Here is a 15,100-nt window from a genome sequence, read left to right on the forward strand (position 1 = left end):
GTGGGTCCCTGTCTGAGCCCTCAGGGGATCATCCCCTGTGCCTCCATCACGGGAAGTGCGGGAAGCTGCGCGGTCCGCACGATGTGCACGTCCAGTACGACGCCGGCGCTTCGATCCTCAGCACCTGGTCGGATGACCCGATCGAGGGGCCGACGCGATTGCGGGAGAACGTCCAAGTGCAGACGGTTGCGCTGGTCCTCTGAATGCCGGCTCTCCGACCTGCCGGATTGGGGATACGGGCGAGGTGTGAGCCCCGGGGCGCCTTGGGGCAGGTAGGTCGGGTCCCGGGGGGATGTTGGTCGGGAGCGGGTAGATCAGGGACGAGTTGCGCTCGACCCAGGGTGATTGCTGGGGGCAACGAAGCTCCATGCACACCCAGCTCGGCAGGTAAGCGATTACCTCGGCGTGTCGGCGCAGTCGGGACGGGTGGTGCGTGCATGGCGGTCCGGGCACCCCTTCCCCGTCTTGGCGCGACAGGTGCATGCGGCAGCGACGGTGGTGTCTCGGCGATGCGAACCGGACCGATCGGGGACGACTAGCGCCTAATGGGGCCACTAGCGCGCTATAGCAGGCCAGTGGCCCCATAAGGCGCTAGCGACGCGATAAGGCGCTAGTGGAGCGGCTGGTTGGGCGCCGATTGGCAGGGATGGAGGCCGGTCGGCTGGAAGGTGGGCAGCGGGAAGAGGATGTCTCGCCGCTCCGACTCTGCATGGTCTTCCGGGATACGCCTGGAGAGGTCACGCTGAGCGCGAAGGAAAGGTGGGCGCTGAGGGGATCGAACCCCCGACATCTTCCTTGTAAGGGAAGCGCTCTACCGCTGAGCTAAGCGCCCTGGTCCGCCGGGATTTGGCGGAGCGCAGAGTCTATCCGAGACCGGGGTGAAGTCTTGCCAGGGCCTCCGCGTACTCGTCCGGATCGCGCGCCTCGGGGATCGCGTTGACCACCGACCAGCGCACGATCCCGGCCTGGTCGATCACGAAGGTCCCGCGCAGCGCACACCCACGCTCCGCGTCGAACACCCCGTACGCCGACGCGATCGCGCCGTGCGGCCAGAAGTCGCTGAGCAGCCCGAACTCCAGCCGCTCCGCCTCGGCGTACGCGCGCAGGGTGAACATCGGGTCGCACGAGATCGCCACGAACTCCGCGCCGGCGAGTAGCTCAGGCCGGTCGCGGAGCGCGCCGAGTTCGCTCGTACAGACCCGGCTGAAGGCATAAGGGTAGAACACCAGGACCACGTCGCGCCGGCCCCGGTACTCCGATAGCCGGAACGGCTCGCCGTGCTGGTTCCGTGCGGTGAAATCCGGTGCCTGGCTGCCGACCCTGGGGACGACAGCAGTCACCGGCACCTCACTTCTTGACCCGGGGTGACTTCGGCAGCACCAACTTGGTCGCCGACCAGTCGTCGGTGACGCTCAGGCTGCTGGTGGTCGCCATCCCGGCCGTCGGCGCCGCCTCGGCGATCTCGGCCGCGTCGACATAGCCCTCCCGGCCCACCTTGGGAGTCATCAGCCAGACGGCTCCGCCGGCCTTCAGGTCGGTCAGCGTCTCGAACAGGGCGTCAACCAGGTCCCCGTCGTCCTCACGGAACCAGAGCAGGACGACATCGACCGCGTCGTCCGGTTCCTCCCCGGTGAATTCCTCGCCGGTCAGTTCCACGATGGCGTCGCGGAAGGCGTCGTCACAGTCGTCGTCGTAGCCGAGCTCCAGCACGACCGTGCCGCTCTCGAAGCCGAGCCGGCCAGCCATGTTCGGCTCGCCGCTCTTGCCGTCCGCGTGGTCCGCGGTCGCGCTCACGTGTCCTCCTCCGTCGTCCCCGGTAGCCGGGGGTAGGCGTCAGTAGCAGTAGTCCATCGTGGCCTACCGCGTCGCGCAAGTATGCACGAGGGTTCCGTGGCGTGTCCGGTATCCGCCTGCCGGACACGGTGCGTGTCCGGTGGGAACCCACCCAATCAGGCGAGATCGGGCGTGGTTGTGGATGCGAAGTAGAACGCATTCCGGTCAGGTGACAGGATTGCGAGGAGTTGGACCGACTAAGAGAACGGCAGGACACCGTGGCTTCCGGACACGAACCACCAGCCATCATCACCGAGGGGATGCCCACCCAGCTCCCCGACATCGACCCCGACGAGACTCGGGAATGGGTCGAGTCGCTCGACGCCGTGCTGGACGAACGCGGCAAGGCGCGGGCGCGCTACCTGATGCTCAAGTTGATCGAGCGGGCCCGGGAGCGACAGGTGGGGGTGCCCGCGCTGCGGAGCACGGACTACATCAACTCGATCCCGCCCGAGCGGGAGCCGTGGTTCCCCGGCGACGAGCACATCGAGCGGCGGATCCGGGCCTTCATCCGGTGGAACGCCGCGGTGATGGTGAGCAAGGCCAACCGCAAGGGCCTGGAGGTCGGCGGCCACATCGCCACCTACCAGTCGGCGGCCAGCCTTTACGAGGTCGGCTTCAACCACTTCTTCCGCGGCAAGGACGCGCCGGGCGGTGGCGACCAGGTCTTCATCCAGGGCCACGCCTCCCCCGGCGTGTACGCCCGCGCCTTCCTCGAGGGCCGGCTGAGCACCGACCAGCTGGACGGGTTCCGCCAGGAGGTCTCCCGCGGCCCGCACCAGGGCCTGTCGTCGTACCCGCACCCGCGGCTGATGCCGGACTTCTGGGAGTACCCGACGGTCTCGATGGGTCTGGCGGCGCTGGACTCCATCTACCAGGCGCGCTTCAACCGGTACCTGCACAACCGCGGCATCAAGGACACCAGCGACCAGCACGTCTGGACGTTCCTGGGTGACGGCGAGATGGGCGAGCCGGAGTCGCTCGGCGCGATCGGCCTGGCCGCCCGCGAGGAGCTCGACAACCTGACCTTCGTGGTCAACTGCAACCTGCAGCAGCTGGACGGCCCGGTCCGCGGCAACGGCAAGGTGATCCAGGAGCTCGAGGCGTACTTCCGCGGCGCCGGCTGGAACGTCATCAAGGTGGTCTGGGGCCGCGAGTGGGACTCGCTGCTGGCCCAGGACCACGACGGCGCGCTGGTGAACAAGATGAACACCACCCCGGACGGCCAGTTCCAGACCTACGCCGTCGAGTCCGGCGAATACATCCGGAACAACTTCTTCGGGGGTGACCAGCGCCTGCAGGCGATGGTCCGCAACCTGTCCGACGAGGACCTGCGCAAGCTGCCCCGCGGTGGTCACGACTACCGCAAGGTCTACGCGGCCTTCAAGAGCGCCAAGGAGCATGTCGGGCAGCCGACCGTCATCCTGGCCCAGACGGTCAAGGGCTGGACGATCGATGCGCTGGAGGGCCGCAACGCGACCCACCAGATGAAGAAGCTCACCTCCGACGATCTGAAGACCTTCCGCGACCGGCTCTACCTGCCGATCGAGGACAAGGACCTCGAGGACGCCTACAACCCGCCGTACTTCCACCCCGGCAAGGACTCGCCGGAGTACCAGTACATGATGGAGCGGCGTTCGCAGCTCGGCGGTTTCCTGCCCGAGCGCCGGGTCCGGCCGAAGACGCTGAAGCTGCCTGGTGACGACGTCTACAAGCCGCTCAGCAAGGGCAACGAGAAGACGCCGGTGGCGACCACGATGGCGCTGGTCCGGCTGTTCCGCGACCTGATGAAGGACCCGGAGATCGGGCACCGGATCGTGCCGATCGCCCCCGACGAGTACCGCACGTTCGGGATGGACTCGATGTTCCCGACGGCGAAGATCTACTCGCCGCACGGTCAGCAGTACGAGGCGGTCGACCGCAACCTTCTCCTTGCCTACAAGGAGTCCGACAAGGGTCAACTGCTGCACGAAGGCATCAGCGAGGCCGGTGCGATGGGCTCGATGATCGCCGCCGGTACGGCGTACGCGACGCACGGCGAGCCGATGATCCCGTTCTACATCTTCTACTCGATGTTCGGGTTCCAGCGCACCGGCGATCAGCTCTGGGCGCTCGGCGACCAGCTCGGCCGCGGCTTCCTGATCGGCGCCACCGCGGGCCGTACGACGCTGACGGGTGAGGGACTGCAGCACGCGGACGGACACTCGCCGCTGCTGGCGTCGTCGAACCCGGCGGCCGTGCACTACGACCCGGCCTTCGCCTACGAGGTCGCGCACATCGTCAAGGACGGCCTGCGCCGGATGTACGGCTACAAACCAGAGGAACAAGCCGTTCAGTATCCATATGGGGAGGACGTCTTCTACTACCTCACCGTCTACAACGAGCCGGTCGCGCAGCCGGCCGAGCCGGAGAACCTCGACATCGCGGCGCTGCTCAAGGGCATGTACCGCTTCAACGAGTACGAGACGGCCAAGGGCGACGATGTACCGCGGGTCCAGCTGCTCGGCTCCGGTGTCGCGCTGCCGTGGATCCGCAAGGCCCAGCAGATCCTCGCCGAGGACTACTCGGTCGCCGCCGACATCTGGTCGGTGACGAGCTGGAACGAGCTGCGCCGCGACGCGATCGCCGCGGAGGAGCACAACCTGCTGCACCCGGACGAGGACGAGCGTGTCCCGTTCATCACCGAGCAGCTGAAGGACACGAAGGGCCCGGTCGTCGCGGTCAGCGACTTCATGCGCGCGGTCCAGGACCAGATCTCCCGCTGGGTGCCGAACGACTACACGTCGCTGGGCACCGACGGCTGGGGCCTGGCCGACACCCGCGCCGCCGCCCGCCGCCACTTCCACGTCGACGCCGAGTCCATCGTCGTCGCTACCCTGGAGATCTTGGCCAAGCGCGGCGACGTCAAGCGTGAGGTCGCCACCGAGGCTGCCCGCAAATACCGCATCGAGGACCCGACCGCGGTAGCCGGAGTCAAGCAAGAGGGCGCCGGCGCCTGACGAAACACCGTCTGAGGGCCGTCCACCGATCTGGTGGGCGGCCCTTCGTCGTACGAGAAATGACGTAGTACCGGGCACCCGCAGTTGGGTATTGCGTCCGACGCGGGCGGTGGCCGTCCGCTCCTACCGTCAGTGACATGACTGGCGCAGGCATTGCTCTTCTCGCGGGGACGGTTTCGACCCTCCTGTTCGCGTCGAGCACGCTGCCGATGGTGCTGAAGGCGCTCCGGACCAAGGATCTCGCGTCGTACAGCCTCGCGAATCTCGTCCTCGCCAACGTCGGCAACGCCGTCCATTGCATCTACGTGGTGCACCTGCCAGTAGGGCCGATCTGGGCCCTGCACGGCTTTTACGTCGTGTCGACCGGGCTGATGCTGCTGTGGTGCTTGCGCTACCGGCCTGCCCGCCGATCGCACGGCGCGCTGCGAAACGAGCGGAGCCTCGCATGATCACCGAAAGTATCGAGACCGTCATCATCGGTGCCGGGCAAGCCGGCCTGGCCACTGGCTACCACCTGCGGAAGCGGGGCCGGCAGTTCGTCATCCTGGACGGCAACGCCCGCGTGGGTGACAACTGGCGCGCACAGTGGGACACGCTGCGCCTCTACACGCCGGCCAAGTACGACGGGCTGCCAGGCCTGCCGTTCCCGGCCGACAAGTGGTCGTACCCGACCAAGGACCAGGTCGCCGACTACCTGGAGTCGTACGCCGACCGCTTCGACCTGCCGGTGCGGAACCTGACCAGGGTCGAGAAGCTCGAACCGCTGGGCGACGGCCGGTACGCCGTGACCACCGGCGAGCATCGGATCCTGGCCGACAACGTGGTGGTTGCCACCGGCACCTTCGGGCGTACGCCGTACCTGCCCGACTTCGCCGTGGACCTCGACCCGTCGATCCGGCAACTTCATTCCAGCGAGTACCGCCGGCCCGATCAGCTCAAGGACGGCCCGGTACTGGTGGTCGGCGGCTCGCACTCGGGCACCGACATCGCCTACGAACTCGCTCCTCTGCACCCGACCGTGCTCTGCGGCCGCGATCCGGGCCAGATCCCCGTCCGGCTGGAGAAGAAGGGCGCCCGGGTCTTCTTCCCGGTCTTCCTCTTCCTCGGCAAGCACCTGATCACCCGGCGGACGCCGATCGGACGCAAGGAACTGCACGAGGTCCGGGCCCACGGTGGGCCGATGCTCCGGGTCAAGCGCGAGGACCTGGTCGAGCGGGGCGTGGAGCGAGTCCACAACCGGGTCACCGGCGTCCAGGACGGACGGCCCGTACTCGACGACGGCCGGGTGATGGACGTGTCGAACGTTGTCTGGTGCACCGGATTCCGTCAGGTGTTCGACTGGATCAAGCTGCCAGTGATCGGCGAAGACGGCTGGCCCGAGGAGATGCGCGGTGTCGCCGACGGTGCGCCCGGCCTGTTCTTCTGCGGCCTGTGCTTCCAGTTCGCCTTCGCCTCGATGGTGCTGCCAGGCGTCGGCCGCGACGCGGAATACGTTGCCAAGCGCATCGTCGCCCGCTCCGGGGCCGCTCGAGTTGTCACGGCCGCCTGAGGGGCCCACGCGCGTATCCTCGCCTCAAGGGGGGATACGCGATGGGCATAGTCGACGACCTCGAGCAGGCACGGCAGGCCTTCGAACGGCGTGACTGGGCAGCCGTCTACGACCGGCTGTCGCTGGTCCCCGACCTCGGCACGGACGATCTGCTGAAGCTCGCCACCGCCGCGTTCCTGGCCGGCGATGACAACGCGTGCATCAGGGCGCTGCAGCGCGGCTATCAGGCCGAGGTCAAGGGTGGACACACCCTGCGTGCCGTCCGCTTCGCCTTCTGGCTCGGTCTGGTCCTCAGCACCCGCGGCGAGGCGGCGGTCGCCGCCGGCTGGGTCGGCCGGGCCCAGCGGCTGCTGGCGGACGAGCCGGCGGACGTGGTCGAACGGGGCTTCCTCCTGATTCACGACTTCTTCCGGCACCTCGACCAGCAGGACTTCCCGGCAGCGCTGCGAGTCAGCGCCGAGATGGCCGACCTCGGCCGCCGGTTCGGCGAACCCGATCTGGTGGGTCAGGGCCTGGTCTGCCAGGGCCGGCTGCTGATGTACTCCGGCCAGGTCCCGGAGGGCCTCGCGCTCCTGGACGAGGCAATGGTCGGAGTCGCGGCCGGCGAACTGTCGCCGATCTTCGCGGGCAACGTCTACTGCGCGATGATCGAAGCCTGCCAGGAAGTGGCTGACTTCGCCCGAGCCTCCGCGTGGACGAGCGCGCTGACCCGCTGGTGCGACACGCAGCCCGACCTGGTGCCGTTCACCGGCCAGTGCGCGGTGCACCGCGGCCAGATCCTGCGGCTACGCGGAGCGTTCAGTGAAGCGCTGGAGGAGTTCGAACTCGCCCGCCAGCGGTACGCCGCATCAGGCTCGCAGGGCGCGGCCGGGCTCGCGCTGAGCGAGTGCGGGGACGTCCAGCGGATCCGCGGCAACTTCACCCTGGCCGAGTCCTACTACGAGCAGGCCTCAGGTTTCGGCCACGAACCCCAACCTGGTCTCGCCCTGTTGTGGCTCGCCCGCGGCCGCGGGCCGGCAGCACTAGCCGCCATCCGGCGATTGCTCGCCGAAACGGGCGACCCCGTGCACCGGTCCCGGCTGCTGCCTGCGGCGGTCGAGATCCTCGTCGCCAGCGACTGCGGTGACGAGGCCGCAGAGGTGGCCGGCGAGCTGACGAAGATCGCGGACGCCTTCGGCTGTACCGGCTTGCGCGCGATGGCGGCGTACTGCGCCGGGCTGGTCGCCCTGGCGGCTGACGACCTGGACCGCGCCCTGCCCGCAGCCAGGCACGCCGCGCAACTCTGGACCGGCTTGCAGGCGCCGTACGAGGTCGCCCGTGCTCGAGTCCTGGTCGGGCGGGCCTTCCGGGGTCTTGGCGACCAAGACTCGGCGACTGCTGAGCTGACCGCCGCGCTCCAGTCGTTCACCGAGCTCGGCGTCATCACCTGCCGCGAGGAGGTCGCGAAACTCCTGCAGCGCAGCACGCCGGGCGGCCTGACCCAGCGCGAGCTCGAGGTACTGCGTCTGGTTGCTGCTGGCAACAGCAATGCGGAGATCGCGCGGCAGCTCGTGCTCAGCGACAAGACGGTGGCCCGGCACCTGTCCAACATCTTCACCAAACTCGACGTACCGTCCCGCACGGCAGCCGTAGCCTCCGCCCGCGACCACGACCTGCTTTAGTCAGTCCAGCCGGAGCCGGGCAGTCTGGGCGTGGCCTGGCCATCGTCACGATCGCCTTCGCGGCGGTGCTCTACTTCCTCGCTCCCTGGATCCGCCGCCACGCCGCCTGACCACCCCTCTGGGGAGGGAGCACGATCCCTTCGCCGGGTGAGGACGCGGTACGCCGTACGCCGGGATGCTCGGTGGCATGACAGAGCATCCGGTACCGCGCTGGGCTTATCGCCTGGCCCATGTCATTCCGTTCCTGACCCTGCCGTCGGGGTTGTGGCGACTCGGGCTGGTCGCGGGGTCCTCGATGGGGATGCTCGACGAAACCGGCCGGCCGCTGCACCTGCAGAATGCGGGAGAGGCCGCCTACATCGTCTTCGTGAGCCTGTTCGCCGAGGCCGTCGCATTGACCGCTTTCGGGCTGGTCAAGCCGTGGGGTGAGGTGGCGCCACGGTGGATCCCGTTCATCGGCGGGCGCCGCGTCGCGCCGTACGCCGCGATCATCCCCGCGACGCTCGGTGCGCTCGGCCTGATCGCGATCTGGACCTACGGCTTCCGGGATGTCTTCACTGGCGACTTCTTGCCGTTCTCGAGTGATGCCGCCGCGGTGTTGATGATCAGTTGCTACGCACCGCTGCAGCTCTGGGGTCCGGCCCTCCTCGTCCTCACCTGGGCCTACTACCGCCGCCGGGCACGCGGCTTCAACCGAGTGCCGGGGAGAGCAGGCGCCGGCAGCGCGTCGCCGTCATAACCGGGGACCAACGGAAAGCGGTCGTTGCCGTGGGCGTCGATCGAGGCCATCCACTCGTCGCGCGCGGCAACGATCTCCTCGTGGGTGCGGCCGATGAAGTTCCACCACATGACGAGCTGCTCTTCGAAGGGTTCCCCACCCAGCAAGAGGAATCGGGCCGGTTCGTCGCCTTGGGCAATCAGTTCGATCTCGTTGCGCCCGGCACCGAGATAGGCCATCTCACCGAAACCTGGGGTCAGCTCACCGATCCCGAGCGAGCCGCCGACCACCAGTACGGCGTACTCGAAGGCTTGGGCGAGCGGCAAGCTGACGGTCCGTCCGGGGTCGATCTGCACGTCGGCGCCAACGAGGGGCGTGTACGCCGGTGCGGGCGACGTGACACCGGCGACCGTGCCGATCATGACCGTGCCCCGGGCACCGTCGAGCTCCAGCGCCGGCAGGTCGGCGTACGCGTTGAAGTGCGGCGTCACCGTCGTCCGCTGCGAATCGGGCAGCGCCACCCACAACTGAGCACCATGCAACGTGGGTGGACCGTCCGGCAGCGACACCTCGGAATGCGCGATGCCGTTGCCGGCGGTCATGATGTTCAGCTCACCGGGCCGCACCATCGCGTGCGACCCGACGCTGTCGCGGTGCTCGATCTCGCCCTCGAACAACCAGCTCACCGTCTGCAAACCGGTGTGCGGATGCGGCGGCACGAGCATGCCGCGCTCCCCCGGTACGTCGTACGAGTCGACCCGGCCGGTCAGATCGTCGGGCCCGTAATGATCGACGAAGCACCAGGCACCGACCATCCGGCGATCCTTGTTCGGCAACAACCGCCGCACCTTGGTCGTCCGCCCAAGCACAACAGACCGAGCCTCCAGCAACTCCAGCACCGGACCGTCGGCGCCTTCCCCACCACAGGTGCCTTCGGCCGGATCGTCTTCCAGATTGCTCATGAGGCGATCCACTCGCGGAGGGTGTCGGCGTCCCAGGTGTTGATCACTCGGTCGGCGGGGACCTCGCACTCCTCGGCTCGTTCGCAGCCGAAGAGTTGCCAGTCGAGTTGGCCGGGGGCGTGGGCGTCCGTGTCGATCGAGAAGTGGCAACCCGTCTCCACCGCCAGGGAGAGCAGCCTGCGGGGTGGGTCGAGGCGTTCGGGGCGGGAGTTGACCTCCACCGCGGTACCGAACTGCTTGCACGCCTCGAAGACCACCTCGGCGTCGAACTGCGACTCCGGCCGGGTACCGCGGCCGCCGGTGATCAGGCGTCCGGTGCAATGGCCCAGTACGTCGACGTGCGGGTTGGCGATCGCGCGCACCATCCGCTCAGTCATCGCCTCCGCGTCCATCCGCAGCTTGGAGTGCACACTCGCCACCACGACATCGAGCCGGGCCAGGATCTCGCTGTCGCAGTCGAGCGAGCCGTCGTCGAGGATGTCGACCTCGATCCCGTTCAGGATCGTGAATCCGTCGAGCTCGTCCCCGAGCTTCTTGTTGAGCTCGGCAACGACCTCCAACTGCTGCAGCCGGCGCTCGCGAGACAGCCCGTTGGCGACGGTCAGCCGAGGCGAGTGATCGGTGAGCGCGATGTACTGATGCCCGAGCGCGGCCGCTGTACGAGCCATCTCCTCGATCGGACTGCCGCCGTCCGACCAGTCCGAGTGCAGATGCAGGTCGGCCTTCAGCTCAGCCCGAAGCGCAGTACCAGCCCCAGCCGCGGTCAACTCCCCCGCCGCCTGCTCCAGCTTCACCAGGTACGACGGCGTCGCGCCATCCATCGCCTCGATGATCACGGCCTCCGTCTTCGGCCCGATCCCCGCCAGTTCGGTCAACGTCCCGGCCCGCCGCCGAGCCCGCACTTCGGCCGCCGGCAACCCCTCGATCGTGTCCGCCGCCCGCCGATACGCCTTGACCCGATGCGTCGGCTGCCGATCCCGCTCAAGGAAGTACCCGATCTTCCTCAAAGCCTCCACCGCAGCCACAACACCCGCCCGATCACTCATCTCCCCATCATGCCGCCTCCCAGGGACAAGCCAGCGGATCGAACCGGACCGCCACCACTCACAAACCTGCCGAGCCGGCCCCAACGCACGCCCGCGCCCGCCTGGCCGGAGCCAGCCGGCTGAGGTTTGTGAGTGGTGGCGGTCCGGCTAGTCCTCCGGCCAGTTGGCGAGGAGGGCGTGGAGGGCGTGGAGGGCGGTGAGGGTGGTGGTCCAGGAGGCGTCGGTGGGGCGGGGAGTGTGGCGGAAGGAGCCAGTCAGTTCCAGGGTGATGAAGCCGTGGAGGGTGGCGCCCAAGAGTCGGATGGCGTCAATTCGGGCGTCGTCGGTGAGGTCGTAGGCGTGCAGGATCGCCCGGGTCAGGTCCGCGTGTCGATGGGCGGCGAGAGCGGCTGGGCTGTCCGCGTCCAGGTCTTGTTGCATGGCGGCGTACCGGCCGGGGTGCCGTCTCGCATAGTCGCGATACGAGTTGGCGAACGCCACCAGCGCGTCCTTGCCCGCGCGGCCGGCCATCGCGGCGGCGACCTGGTCAGCGAGCTCGGTCAGGGCCAGCCCGGCGACTCTGACCCGGAGGTCGTGGGCATTCTTGACATGGGAGTACAGACTCGCGTCCTTCACCCCGAAAAGACGCGCGAGCGCCGACACCGTCACCTTGTCGAAGCCGATCGCGTCAGCCAGCTCGGCCGCCGCCAGCGTCAAGCGCTCGGCCGTCATTCCCACTCGGGGCATCAAAACTCCACCCCGACAACGCCACCCACCAAAGGATGGCCGAGCGCTTCACCGAACTCGCCCTCGGCCCGGACGGTCCGTTCAAGGCGTGACGACCTCTGTATGGTCGGGACGTGGTGAGCAAGCGAGCGGTCAAGGCGCACGAGGCGCGGGCGGAGCGGTTGCAGAACGCGACCGGCGCCCTCGCGACGGCCGCGATCGCCGCGATGGACGAGAAGCTGCCCTGGTTCGGGAAGCTGTCCGCGCAGGACCGGTCCTGGATCGGGCTGGTCGCGCAGTCCGGCATCACCGCCTTCGTCGACTGGTTCCGTGACCCCGAGGCGCACTCGTCGATGCCGACCCGGATGTTCGGATCGGCGCCGCGCGAGTTCACCCGGGTGATCTCGCTGCACCAGACCGTCGACCTGGTCCGCACCACGATCGAGATGATCGAGAACACGATCGGCGAACTGCTCCCACCGGACGACGTACCGGTCGTGCGGGAGTCGATGCAGCGGTACGCCCGCGAGGTCGCGTTCGCCGCCGCGACCGTCTACGCGCAGGCCGCCGAGATGCGCGGCGCCTGGGACGCCCGGCTCGAAGCACTCGTGGTCGACTCGGTGATCCGTGGCGAAGCGGACGAGTCGGTCAGATCGCGCGCCTCCGCCCTCGGCTGGACCGGCACCAGTACTACGGAAGTCGCCGTGGTGGTCGGGCGAGCGCTGGAGACCGAGTCGGGCAGCGCGAACGTGGCGGACGCAGTACGGCATGCGGCGCGGGACGCGGGTGCCGACGCTCTTTGCGCGATGCAGGGCGACCGGCTGGTGGTGGTACTCGGTGGTACGAGTAAACCTGTCGAGATCGTACAAAAGCTGATCGGCTGGTTCGGGCCGGGTCCGATCGTCGTCGGGCCGGTCGTGAAAGACCTGATGTCAGCGGTCACGAGCGCCCGGGCCGCCGTCGCCGGACTCCGCGCGGCACCGGCCTGGCCGGCTGCCCCGAGGCCGGTCCACGCCGACGAGTTGCTCCCCGAGAGGTCACTGTCCGGAGACGGTCATGCGCGCAGGCAACTCGCCACCGACGTCTACGGCCCGCTCACGATGGGCGATGGGGTGCTGCTCGACACCGTTACGGCGTACCTGGACTCGGGTGGTTCGATCGAGGCGACGGCCCGGGCGATGTTCATCCATGCGAATACCGTCCGGTACAGGTTGAAGCGTGTGGGCGATCTCACGGGCTACTCGCCGTCGAATCCGCGAGACGCTTTCACGTTACGTGTCGCACTGACCCTCGGGCGCCTGCTCAAGCCGGAGCCGGGTTCGTACGTTTTGTAGGATTCCTCCAAAGACGGGCTGGTAGAATTCGTGCTGCTTTGTGCTCCACGAAGCGCCCGGCTCAGGGAGAGTTGTCACGTGCTCGTCATCGTCGCGCCCGGACAGGGCGCCCAGACCCCAGGATTCCTCGAGCCGTGGCTTGAGGATCCAGTTTTCGAGAACCGGCTGCACTGGCTGTCCGCCGTCGCCGGTCTCGACCTCGCCCACTACGGCACGAAGGCCGACGCCGAGACGATCCGCGACACCGCGATCGCCCAGCCGCTGCTGGTCGCCGCCAGCATGCTGTCCGCGCTGGCGTTGTTCCCGCACCCCGGCGACGCGTTCGAGAAGATCGGCGCCCTGGCCGGCCACAGCGTGGGTGAGCTCGCGGCCGCCGTGGGTGCCGGCGTGATCACCGGTGAGCAGGCGATGGTGCTTGTCCGTGAGCGTGGCAAGGCGATGGCCGCGGCGTCCGCGCTGACCCCGACCTCGATGACCGCGGTGCTCGGGGGAGACCGCGACGAGATCCTGGCCAAGCTGGAGCAGTACGGGCTGACCGCCGCCAACGACAACGGGCCCGGCCAGATCGTCGCCGCCGGGACCGTCGAGGAGCTGGCCGGGCTGCAGGCCGACCCGCCGGCCAAGACGCGGCTCATCCCGCTGTCGGTCGCGGGCGCCTTCCACACCAGGCACATGGAGCCCGCCGTCCAGACGCTGGCCGGTTACGCGCGCTCGATCACCACGCACGACCCGCGCACCAGGCTGATCTCGAACCGCGACGGCCAGATCGTGCACGACGGCCGCGACGTACTGCGCCGGCTGGTCCAGCAGGTCAACGCGCCGGTCCGCTGGGACCTGTGCATGCAGACGATGGCCGACCTGCAGGTCACCGGCATCCTCGAGATGACCCCGGCCGGCACGCTGACCGGGATCGCCCGGCGCGCGCTCAAGGGTGTCGAGACGTTCGCGCTGAAGGCGCCCGACCAGCTCGACGACGCCCGGGCCTTCGTGGACAAGCACGGCAGCCCGTCGGAGATCAACGCGTCGCCGACCTGGCGGCTGCTGGTCGCCCCGATGAAGGGCACCTTCACCCGCACGGAGCAGGTCAGCCGCGAGCCGGGTGACACCGTCGAGGCCGGCGAGGTGGTCGCGATCGTGAAGAGCCTGCGGGACGAGGTCGAGGTCCGCGCGCCGCACGGCGGCAGCGTGGTCGAGTGGCTAGTGGAAGAGGGCGACCCCGTCGCCCCAGGACAGCCCCTGGTCCGGCTGCACCCGAGCGGAGTGAACTGACATGATCACGACTTCTACCGGCGCTGAGCACAGCGCAGTACTGGGCCTCGGTTCGTACCGCCCCCGGCGCATCGTCCCCAACTCCGAGATCCTCGAGCACATCGACTCCAGTGACGAGTGGATCCAGACCCGGTCCGGCATCAAGGAGCGCCGCTGGGCCTCCGAGGACGAGACCGTGCTGATGATGTCGACGAACGCCGCCAAGGAGGCGCTCGCCGACTCCGGCATCGACCCGGCCCAGATCGGCTGTGTCGTCGTCGCGACCGTCACGCACCTCTACCAGACGCCCGCGATCGCGACCCAGATCGCCGTCGCGGTCGGCGCACCGACGGCCGCTGCCTTCGACATCTCGGCCGCCTGCGCCGGGTTCTGCTACGGGATCGCGCTGGCAGGAGACCTGGTCCGCGGCGGCAGCGCGAAGTACGTGCTGGTGATCGGGGTCGAGCGGCTGAGCGACATCACCGACCGGACCGACCGCGGTACGGCGTTCATCTTCGCCGATGGCGCGGGCGCGGCCGTGGTCGGTCCTTCCGACGAGCAGGGCATCGGCCCGGTCGTGTGGGGTTCCGACGGCACCCAGCACCTGGTGATCAGCCAGAAAGAGTCCTGGCAGGAGGCGCAAGCCAACTCCCAGTGGCCGCACCTCACGATGGACGGCAACCCGGTGTTCCGCTGGGCGTCGTTCGAGATGGCCAAGACCGCGCAGCAGGCGCTGGACGTGGCCGGGGTGAAGGTCGAGGACCTCGACCTGTTCATCCCGCACCAGGCGAACATGCGGATCACCGACGCGATGCGCCGCACGCTGAAGCTGCCCGAGCATGTCTTGGTGGCGCGCGACATCGAGCGGCAGGGCAACACGTCCGCCGCGTCCATCCCGCTCGCGATCGCCACCATGCGCGAGAACGGCGAGGCGAAAAGCGGGGACCTCGCCCTGATCATCGGCTTCGGCGCGGGCCTGACCTTCGCCGCCCAGGTGATCCGGCTCCCCTAGCCCACAGATGTCCGGGACGGCTCAAGTGGCCGG

General features: G+C 68.6%; 13 protein-coding genes and 1 tRNA gene. 8 read left to right on the plus strand and 6 right to left on the minus strand.

Features of this window, described 5'->3' with window-relative positions; all coding sequences use genetic code 11:
* Positions 1–760: 760 nt before the first annotated feature.
* From A3ES_RS0105590 to A3ES_RS0105600, 3 genes are all read right to left on the minus strand, one after another.
* Positions 761–832: transfer RNA gene (locus A3ES_RS0105590), tRNA-Val, on the minus strand.
* A 31-nt stretch (positions 833–863) separates the two neighbouring features.
* The gene (locus A3ES_RS0105595; protein WP_020385799.1) at positions 864–1,340 is read right to left on the minus strand and encodes a peroxiredoxin; all 477 of its coding nucleotides are present in this window, start codon (positions 1,338–1,340) and stop codon (positions 864–866) included.
* A gap of 7 nt (positions 1,341–1,347) precedes the next feature.
* Complete coding sequence (locus A3ES_RS0105600; protein WP_020385800.1) at positions 1,348–1,794, minus strand: DUF3052 domain-containing protein; 447 nt, start codon at positions 1,792–1,794, stop codon at positions 1,348–1,350.
* Positions 1,795–2,093: 299 nt separating this feature from the next.
* On the opposite strand from A3ES_RS0105600, the gene aceE reads away from it, so the two are divergent.
* The 5 genes from aceE to A3ES_RS0105625 all read left to right on the plus strand — a co-directional run bounded on the left by aceE (position 2,094) and on the right by A3ES_RS0105625 (position 8,781).
* Entirely contained in the window at positions 2,094–4,832 is a 2,739-nt protein-coding gene (gene aceE / locus A3ES_RS0105605; RefSeq protein WP_237744868.1) for a pyruvate dehydrogenase (acetyl-transferring), homodimeric type, read from the plus strand.
* Between the two features lie 137 nt (positions 4,833–4,969).
* On the plus strand, positions 4,970–5,281 hold the full coding sequence (locus A3ES_RS0105610; RefSeq protein ID WP_020385802.1) for a hypothetical protein: 312 nt from the start codon (positions 4,970–4,972) through the stop codon (positions 5,279–5,281).
* On the plus strand, positions 5,278–6,381 hold the full coding sequence (locus tag A3ES_RS0105615; protein ID WP_020385803.1) for a flavin-containing monooxygenase: 1,104 nt from the start codon (positions 5,278–5,280) through the stop codon (positions 6,379–6,381). The genes A3ES_RS0105610 and A3ES_RS0105615 overlap by 4 nt, the downstream gene beginning before the upstream one ends.
* A 41-nt stretch (positions 6,382–6,422) precedes the next feature.
* Complete coding sequence (locus A3ES_RS0105620) at positions 6,423–8,042, plus strand: helix-turn-helix transcriptional regulator (RefSeq protein WP_020385804.1); 1,620 nt, start codon at positions 6,423–6,425, stop codon at positions 8,040–8,042.
* A 187-nt stretch (positions 8,043–8,229) separates the two neighbouring features.
* Complete coding sequence (locus A3ES_RS0105625; RefSeq protein ID WP_157630351.1) at positions 8,230–8,781, plus strand: hypothetical protein; 552 nt, start codon at positions 8,230–8,232, stop codon at positions 8,779–8,781.
* Here the strand turns inward: A3ES_RS0105625 and A3ES_RS0105630 are convergent.
* The 3 genes from A3ES_RS0105630 to A3ES_RS0105640 form a co-directional block, all read right to left on the minus strand.
* The gene (locus tag A3ES_RS0105630; RefSeq protein WP_020385806.1) at positions 8,709–9,722 is read right to left on the minus strand and encodes a pirin family protein; all 1,014 of its coding nucleotides are present in this window, start codon (positions 9,720–9,722) and stop codon (positions 8,709–8,711) included. The two genes, A3ES_RS0105625 and A3ES_RS0105630, sit on opposite strands and share 73 nt — an antisense overlap.
* Complete coding sequence (locus A3ES_RS0105635; RefSeq protein WP_020385807.1) at positions 9,719–10,768, minus strand: PHP domain-containing protein; 1,050 nt, start codon at positions 10,766–10,768, stop codon at positions 9,719–9,721. Before A3ES_RS0105635 ends, A3ES_RS0105630 begins: the two co-directional genes overlap by 4 nt.
* Positions 10,769–10,915: 147 nt before the next feature.
* Positions 10,916–11,494 carry a TetR/AcrR family transcriptional regulator gene (locus tag A3ES_RS0105640; protein WP_026162578.1) on the minus strand — a complete coding sequence of 193 codons (579 nt, stop codon included), beginning with the start codon at positions 11,492–11,494 and terminating at the stop codon, positions 10,916–10,918.
* Positions 11,495–11,607: 113 nt separating this feature from the next.
* Between A3ES_RS0105640 and A3ES_RS0105645 the strand changes: the two genes are divergently transcribed.
* The 3 genes from A3ES_RS0105645 to A3ES_RS0105655 all read left to right on the plus strand — a co-directional run bounded on the left by A3ES_RS0105645 (position 11,608) and on the right by A3ES_RS0105655 (position 15,067).
* The gene (locus A3ES_RS0105645; protein ID WP_020385809.1) at positions 11,608–12,807 is read left to right on the plus strand and encodes a PucR family transcriptional regulator; all 1,200 of its coding nucleotides are present in this window, start codon (positions 11,608–11,610) and stop codon (positions 12,805–12,807) included.
* 78 nt (positions 12,808–12,885) lie between these two features.
* Positions 12,886–14,076, plus strand: coding sequence for an acyltransferase domain-containing protein (locus A3ES_RS0105650; RefSeq protein WP_020385810.1), 1,191 nt, complete (start codon positions 12,886–12,888; stop codon positions 14,074–14,076).
* A 1-nt stretch (position 14,077) separates the two neighbouring features.
* The gene (locus A3ES_RS0105655; RefSeq protein ID WP_020385811.1) at positions 14,078–15,067 is read left to right on the plus strand and encodes a beta-ketoacyl-ACP synthase III; all 990 of its coding nucleotides are present in this window, start codon (positions 14,078–14,080) and stop codon (positions 15,065–15,067) included.
* Positions 15,068–15,100 lie beyond the last annotated feature (33 nt).

Origin of the sequence: Kribbella catacumbae DSM 19601 (assembly GCF_000372465.1) — a bacterium.
Classification (GTDB): Bacteria; Actinomycetota; Actinomycetes; order Propionibacteriales; family Kribbellaceae; genus Kribbella; species Kribbella catacumbae.

What these genes read in the sequence shown, in the direction of transcription:
- aceE (WP_237744868.1), top strand. Translation starts at nt 2,094, where the DNA reads ATGCCCACCCAGCTCCCCGACATCGACCCCGACGAGACTCGGGAATGG.
- A3ES_RS0105610 (WP_020385802.1), top strand. Translation starts at nt 4,970, where the DNA reads ATGACTGGCGCAGGCATTGCTCTTCTCGCGGGGACGGTTTCGACCCTC.
- A3ES_RS0105615 (WP_020385803.1), top strand. Translation starts at nt 5,278, where the DNA reads ATGATCACCGAAAGTATCGAGACCGTCATCATCGGTGCCGGGCAAGCC.
- A3ES_RS0105620 (WP_020385804.1), top strand. Translation starts at nt 6,423, where the DNA reads ATGGGCATAGTCGACGACCTCGAGCAGGCACGGCAGGCCTTCGAACGG.
- A3ES_RS0105625 (WP_157630351.1), top strand. Translation starts at nt 8,230, where the DNA reads ATGACAGAGCATCCGGTACCGCGCTGGGCTTATCGCCTGGCCCATGTC.
- A3ES_RS0105630 (WP_020385806.1), bottom strand. Translation starts at nt 9,722, where the DNA reads ATGAGCAATCTGGAAGACGATCCGGCCGAAGGCACCTGTGGTGGGGAA.
- A3ES_RS0105635 (WP_020385807.1), bottom strand. Translation starts at nt 10,768, where the DNA reads ATGAGTGATCGGGCGGGTGTTGTGGCTGCGGTGGAGGCTTTGAGGAAG.
- A3ES_RS0105640 (WP_026162578.1), bottom strand. Translation starts at nt 11,494, where the DNA reads ATGCCCCGAGTGGGAATGACGGCCGAGCGCTTGACGCTGGCGGCGGCC.
- A3ES_RS0105655 (WP_020385811.1), top strand. Translation starts at nt 14,078, where the DNA reads ATGATCACGACTTCTACCGGCGCTGAGCACAGCGCAGTACTGGGCCTC.